The sequence below is a fragment of the Lutibacter sp. genome (genome assembly GCF_041555395.1).
In the GTDB taxonomy this organism is placed as follows: Bacteria; Bacteroidota; Bacteroidia; order Flavobacteriales; family Flavobacteriaceae; genus Lutibacter.
Genome location: NZ_JBFFKM010000006.1, coordinates 77,325 through 84,294, shown reverse-complemented (window position 1 = coordinate 84,294; position 6,970 = coordinate 77,325). Strand labels below are relative to the sequence as shown.

Annotated in this window: 7 protein-coding genes; all 7 read left to right on the top strand. The window is 36.2% G+C overall.

The features are described from left to right. Positions 1 to 588 (top strand): aspartate aminotransferase family protein (locus ABY285_RS03000; protein ID WP_372766865.1); only part of this gene is annotated, 588 nt, incomplete at its 5' end. After that, entirely contained in the window at positions 588 to 1,784 is a 1,197-nt protein-coding gene (locus tag ABY285_RS02995; protein WP_372766863.1) for a glutamate-5-semialdehyde dehydrogenase, read from the top strand. The genes ABY285_RS03000 and ABY285_RS02995, both read left to right, overlap by 1 nt. Beyond that, complete coding sequence (proB, locus tag ABY285_RS02990) at positions 1,768 to 2,544, top strand: glutamate 5-kinase (RefSeq protein ID WP_372766861.1); 777 nt, start codon at positions 1,768 to 1,770, stop codon at positions 2,542 to 2,544. Before ABY285_RS02995 ends, proB begins: the two co-directional genes overlap by 17 nt. 84 nt (positions 2,545 to 2,628) lie before the next feature. Further along, positions 2,629 to 3,579: an N-acetylornithine carbamoyltransferase gene (locus ABY285_RS02985; RefSeq protein ID WP_372766858.1), complete on the top strand. Its 951-nt coding sequence runs from the start codon at positions 2,629 to 2,631 to the stop codon at positions 3,577 to 3,579. Next, entirely contained in the window at positions 3,572 to 4,357 is a 786-nt protein-coding gene (argB, locus tag ABY285_RS02980) for an acetylglutamate kinase (protein WP_372766856.1), read from the top strand. Before ABY285_RS02985 ends, argB begins: the two co-directional genes overlap by 8 nt. Beyond that, the gene (locus ABY285_RS02975) at positions 4,357 to 5,415 is read left to right on the top strand and encodes a M20 family metallo-hydrolase (RefSeq protein WP_372766854.1); all 1,059 of its coding nucleotides are present in this window, start codon (positions 4,357 to 4,359) and stop codon (positions 5,413 to 5,415) included. Before argB ends, ABY285_RS02975 begins: the two co-directional genes overlap by 1 nt. 211 nt (positions 5,416 to 5,626) lie before the next feature. After that, positions 5,627 to 6,904, top strand: coding sequence for an argininosuccinate lyase (gene argH / locus ABY285_RS02970; RefSeq protein ID WP_372766852.1), 1,278 nt, complete (start codon positions 5,627 to 5,629; stop codon positions 6,902 to 6,904). Positions 6,905 to 6,970 lie beyond the last annotated feature (66 nt).

Below are 6,970 nucleotides of genomic sequence, written 5' to 3'. Positions count from 1 at the left end.
GGCGGTTTGGATGAGGGAACTACGGCGTTTTTTCAGGAAGTTCAGAAAGAATGTAATGAAAATAATGTCGTATTCATTTTAGATGAAGTGCAGTCGGGTTATGGCAGAAGCGGAAAATTTTTCGCTTTTCAACATCACAACGTTCAGCCTGATATGATTACCGTGGCAAAAGGAATGGGAAACGGATTTCCAATTGGCGGCGTTTTGATTTCCGATAAAATCAAAGCGAAACATGGCCTCTTGGGAACTACGTTTGGAGGAAATCATTTGGCTTGCGCTGCCGCAATTTCTGTCCTTGATATTATGGAAAACGAGAAATTGATGGAAAATGTGAATGAAGTTTTTCAATATTTTTCAGAAGAAATTAAAATGATTCCGCAAATTAAAAAAGTGAAGGGAAAAGGCTTGATGTTGGGTGTTGAATTCGATTTTGAAGTGAGCGAGTTGCGAAAAAAACTCATTTTCGATAAACGTATTTTTACCGGTGGTTCAAACAATAAAAAATTGCTAAGAATTTTACCGCCTTTAAGTGTTTCAAAAGCACACGTTGATATTTTTATAAATGCTTTGAAAGAAATTTTAGACTGATGAATATGGCACTGACATCCCAGCAACGAAATGCCGTTTTACTTTCTGTGGCAAAATTGATTTGCGATGAAAAATTGGCTTTGCTAAAAGCAAATAAAACAGATATTAAAAAATATGTTGGTGAAGATTTGGCCATGTACGAGCGTTTAAAAGTGGATGAAGAAAAAATTAAGGAAATGATTTTGTCGCTAAAGCAATTGGTGGCTGATGTGGATCCGGTTGGAAAAGAATTGTACAATTTCACCCACGAAAACGGATTGAAAATCACCAATAAAACAGCGCCGTTCGGAACAATTTTAATCATTTATGAATCAAGGCCCGATGTCACTGTTGAAGCAGCGGGAATTGCTTTTAAATCAGGAAATAAAATCTTGTTGAAAGGGGGCAAAGAGTCAGTAAATTCCAATTTAAAAATAGTGGATTTGTGGCACAAAGCATTGGCTCAAAACAAAATTTCTACTGAATGGGTTGAATATCTGAATTACAGCAGAGCTGAAACGCAATCTTTTTTGCAGCATCCAACGCAAAAAGTGGATTTAATTGTGCCTCGTGGCGGTGAAAAATTAATCTCTTTTGTGAAGCAATACGCCACTTGCCCGGTCATTGTAAGCGGACGTGGCAATAATTTTATTTATGTGGATGCGGAAGCCGATTTAGAGATAGCTTTAAAAGTAATTCTCAATGCAAAAACTACAAAAATATCAGCTTGCAATGCTGCCGATAAAGTGTTGATCAATTCAAGTTTGCCAAACAAAGAAATATTCATTAAAAAGCTGATTGAAAATTTATTGGAATTCAACGTTGAAATTTTAGGTGATGGAGCATTGTCAATTTTTGAAAATGTGAAAGCTTTTGAAGATGAAGCTATTTGGTGCGAAGAATTTTTGGACTATAAAATTGTTTTGGGAAGCGTAGATTCTTCCGCAGAAGCCATTGAAAAAATCAACAAATACGGAGGCGGGCATTCTGCAGTAATCATTACCAAAAATGAAGAGACAGCAACTACTTTTATGGAATCGGTTGATTCCGCAGCAGTTTACCAAAATGCATCTACACGGTTTACTGATGGCGGCCAGTTTGGATTGGGTGGAGAATTGGCGATAAGTACAGATAAATTACATCACAGAGGTCCTATGGGGCTGCAACATTTAGTAACAAACAAATGGTATATATACGGAAATGGGCAAATCAGGTAAAAAAAGAATATTGCTAAAAATTGGCACAAATGTGCTAACCAAAGAGACCGACAACATCTCCAGAGGTAAAATTGAGGACATTGCAAAACAAATTGCCTATTTAAAAGACGATTATCAATTTGTGATAGTGAGTTCAGGCGCCATTGCTGTTGCCAAACAATTTGTGAAATTGGAAAGCAACGGAAAGGAAATAAACGTAAAACAGGCTTTGGCGTCTATCGGACAACCGCATTTAATGCGAATTTACCAGGAGAGTTTTAGGGAATTGGGATTGCTTACTTCTCAATGTTTGCTTTCCTATTCAGATTTTGAAAAAGAGCAATCAAAATTAAATATTGTAAATACAATAAATGTTTTGGTTGAAAACAATTATATTCCCATTATTAATGAAAACGACACCGTGGCAACCGACGAAATTAAATTTGGCGACAATGACAAATTATCGGCATTAACGGCGGCTCTTTTAAATGTTGATTTGTTAATCATTGCAACCAATACCAATGGGATTTATACAAAGGAGTCCATTCACCACAACAATGTGAAAACCATTTTGGAAACAGCCGACATTCAATTACTTAAAGGAGAAGCCGAAAAATCAGTTTCTTTAAGAGGTACTGGAGGAATGACGACAAAAATTGAAGCCGCGGAAATTGCGCAAAACGCCAATATTGAAACTTGGATTCTTAACGGATTAAATGATAATTTTATGCTTGATGCCATTCAACATAAATCTGTTTTCACAAAAATTACAAAAAAATGAAACGAGCATCACAAATTTTGATACACAAAGGAATGATTAATGGCGAACAGCATCTGTTACCATTAAAAAATAAAATTTAAACAGATGAAACATTACACCAATATAAATGATCTTGGGAACTTGCAGAAAGCAGTTCAGGAAGCTATGGAGCTGAAGAAAAACCCACTCCAACACAAAACCCTCGGTGAAGGAAAATCGATTTGTTTGTTGTTCTTCAACAACAGTTTGCGTACCCGTTTAAGCACCCAAAAAGCAGCCCAAAATTTAGGAATGAATGTCATTGTGATGAATTTTGGAAGTGAAGGCTGGGAATTGGAATTTGAAGATGGCGTTGTGATGAATCAAAATAAATCGGAACACATAAAAGAAGCGGCAAAAGTAATTGCGCAATATTGCGATTTGGTGGCGATTAGAGCTTTTGCATCGTTAACTGATAAAGAAAAAGACAAAGCTGAAATGGTCATCAATAGTTTTAAAAAATACGCCGGAATTCCGGTTGTAAATATGGAAAGTGCTACCGGGCATCCGCTTCAGGCGCTGGCCGATGCTATTACGATGGGAGAATTTAAAACAGCCCACAAACCAAAAGTGGTATTGTCATGGGCGCCGCATCCAAAAGCGTTGCCACACGCAGTAGCGAATTCATTCGTTGAAATGATGCAATTGCAGAAAGCTGATTTTGTGATTACGCACCCTGAAGGTTATGAACTGAATCCTGAAATTACCAAAAATTCAACCATAGAATACGACCAGAAAAAAGCATTTGAAAACGCCGATTTTGTGTATGTCAAGAATTGGAGTTCGTTCAAAGATTATGGAAAAATAATGAATACAGATAGTTCCTGGATGATTACTTCAGAAAAAATGAAACTGACCAACAATGCGAAATTCATGCATTGTTTGCCGGTGAGAAGAAACGTTATTGTAACCGATGAAGTGATAGATTCGGAAAATTCCATTGTGATTCAACAGGCTAATAACAGAACGTATTCAGCACAAATTGTGTTGAAGAAAATATTGGAGCATCATGAATAATCAATTGTTGAAAATGGTTAAAATTGGCGGAAACATCATCAATGATGAGGATGCTTTATGCTCATTTTTAAAAGATTTTTCTGAAATAGATGAACCAAAAATACTGGTTCATGGCGGCGGAAAAAGAGCGACTGAAATTTCTGAAGCAATGGGTTTAAAGCCTAAAATGATTGAGGGAAGAAGGGTAACTGACAAGGAAACTTTGGAAGTGGTGACCATGGTATATGCCGGCTTGCTGAATAAAAAAATTACGGCGCAATTACAAAAATTGAACTGTAATGCGCTCGGTTTATCTGGTGCTGATGCCAATTGTATTTTAGCACACAAAAGAATTGTTACGGATGTTGATTACGGATTTGCGGGCGATGTGGATGCCATCAATGCCGAATTTATAAAGGTGTTGTTGCAAAACAACATAACGCCTGTTTTTTGTGCTATTACGCACGATAAAAACGGACAGTTGTTAAACACAAATGCCGATACGATTGCTTCAGAAATTGCAATTGCCATGAGCGAGTTTTATGAAGTGGAGCTAAATTTTGTTTTTGAATTGAAAGGAGTTTTGGAAAACATTGCCGATAAAAATTCTGTAATTCAACATATTAATTTGAAGAAATATGAGCAATTAATTGAAGATGGCGTTATTTCAGAAGGAATGGTTCCTAAGCTTCACAATTGTTTTAATGCGCTAAAAAAAGGCGTTCAAAAAGTGAATATTGGCGATGCATCGCTCATTAAAAACACCACTAATTTGTTCACAGTCTTAAGTATAGAATAATGATAAACCAACTAACAAAGGAAGCGATAGCATTGCTTAAAAATTTAATTGCAACGCAATCTTTTTCAGGAGAGGAAAATGAAACGGCGCTGTTAATTATGCAATGGTTTTCCAATCACGACATCAAATTTGAAAGTGAGAATCACAATGTTTGGGCAAAAAACAAATATTTCGACCCTTCCAAAAAAACAATATTGCTGAACTCGCATCACGATACGGTAAAACCTAATAAAGGATATACAAAAGATCCTTACAATCCTGAAGTTTCAGAAGGGAAATTATACGGATTGGGAAGCAATGATGCTGGCGGTTGCCTGGTTTCATTGTTGGCAACATTTACTTATTTTTATGACAGAAATGATTTGAATTACAATGTGGTGATGGTGGCTTCTGCTGAAGAAGAAAGCTCAGGATTGAACGGATTAAACAGTATGCTTCAAAACATTCCACCGATAGATTTTGCCATTATCGGGGAACCAACTTTGATGCAATTGGCAATTGCTGAAAAAGGATTGTTGGTGCTTGATTGTGAGGCGAAAGGAACTTCAGGACATGCCGCTCACGGTATTGGAGATAATGCCATTTATAAAGCAATTGGAGACATTCATTGGTTTCAAAATTTTGAATTTCCAAAGCAATCTGAAACCTTGGGAAAGGTAAAAATGACCGTGACGCAAATAAATGCCGGAAATCAGCACAATGTAATCCCGGCGACTTGTAATTTTGTGGTTGATGTTCGGGTTACCGATGCTTACAGCAACCAGGAAGTACTGGATATTGTGCAATCGAAAGTGAAATGTGAGGTAAAAGCAAGGTCGTTGCGGTTAAATTCATCCTCAATTCCAAAAAACCATCCAATTGTTGTGGCAGGAATTAAATTGGGCCGAAAAACCTATGGCTCGCCAACACTATCGGACCAGGCTGTATTAAGTTGTCCATCTTTGAAATTAGGTCCGGGAGACAGTTTTCGTTCACATACCGCCGATGAATTTGTTTATGTGAATGAAATTGAAGAAGGGATAGAATTGTATATCAAAATATTAAGTGAAGTTTTGTGAAATTAGCCAATATGCCAATGAGCCAATTTAGAATAAAGAACAAAATAGGCAAAAGGGTTTTTTACTAGAGCAAATTATTAATTCAAAAGCGTTAACTTCCCCTCTAGAGAGGGGTTAGGGGTGTGTTTTTTGAGTAAAGAATTTTACAATTACACAATTACACAATTCAACAAATACACGATTTAACAAATAAACGACTAAACAACAAAATATGAAACTTTGGGATAAAGGATTTTCAACCGATAATAAAATAGATTTGTTCACTGTGGGAAACGACAGGGAACTCGATTTGATATTGGCAAAATATGATGTGATGGGGAATATTGCCCACGCAAAAATGTTGCATAAAATAGGATTATTAACAGCCACTGAACTCAGTTTGTTGCTTTCAGAACTTGAAGCTATTTTAAAAATTATTGAGGATGGGAAGTTTGTTATTGAAGATTCTTTTGAAGATGTGCATTCCAAAATCGAATTTTTGCTAACTGAAAAATTGGGCGATGCCGGTAAAAAAATTCATACGGCGCGTTCAAGAAATGATCAGGTGTTGGTTGATGTTCATTTATTTGTGAAAGATGCCTTAAATGAAATTATTGAAGGAGTCGATGAACTTTTTGAATTGTTAATTTCACTGGCGGAACAGCATAAAAATGTGTTGTTGCCTGGTTATACGCATTTGCAAATCGCTATGCCTTCCTCTTTCGGATTGTGGTTTTCCGCCTATGCCGAAACATTGATAGATGATATTTATTTTTTGAAAGCAGCATATAAGGTGGCCGATCAAAATCCGCTGGGTTCAGCGGCAGGTTATGGAAGTTCATTTCCAATAGACAGAGATTACACGACAAAATTATTAAATTTTGAAACGTTGAAATTTAATGCTGTAGCCGCGCAAATGGGCAGAGGAAAACTAGAAAAATCAACGGCTTTTGCAATGAGTTCTGTCGCGGGAACTTTATCAAAAATGAGTATGGATATTTGTTTGTATATGAGCCAGAATTTTAGTTTTATTTCTTTTCCCGATGAATTAACAACAGGATCGAGCATTATGCCGCACAAAAAAAATCCGGATGTTTTTGAACTGATTCGAGGAAAATGCAACAAATTACAGGCATTGCCTTATGAGTTTACACTCATCACCAACAATTTGCCAAGCGGTTATCACCGAGATTTGCAATTGTTGAAGGAAGGCTTGATTCCGTCTTTTTCAACCTTAAAATCATGTTTAGAGATGCTTACGTATTCATTAAAAAACATTCAGGTAAAACCGAATATTATTGATGACGAAAAATACCTTTATTTATTTAGTGTTGAGGAAGTTAACAAATTGGTGCAAAACGGAACTCCATTCAGGGATGCCTATAAAATTGTTGGAAAAAGTATTGATGAGGGCAACTTTAATCCCGATAAAAAAGTAATGCACACGCACAAAGGAAGTTTGGGTAATTTATGTTTGGATGAAATAGTGAACAAGAAGAAAAAAGCCTAATTTAAAATATGTTCTTTTCTTTTTTTCTTTTTGGAAATTCAGAAAAATCAATTATTAATTTTTCAT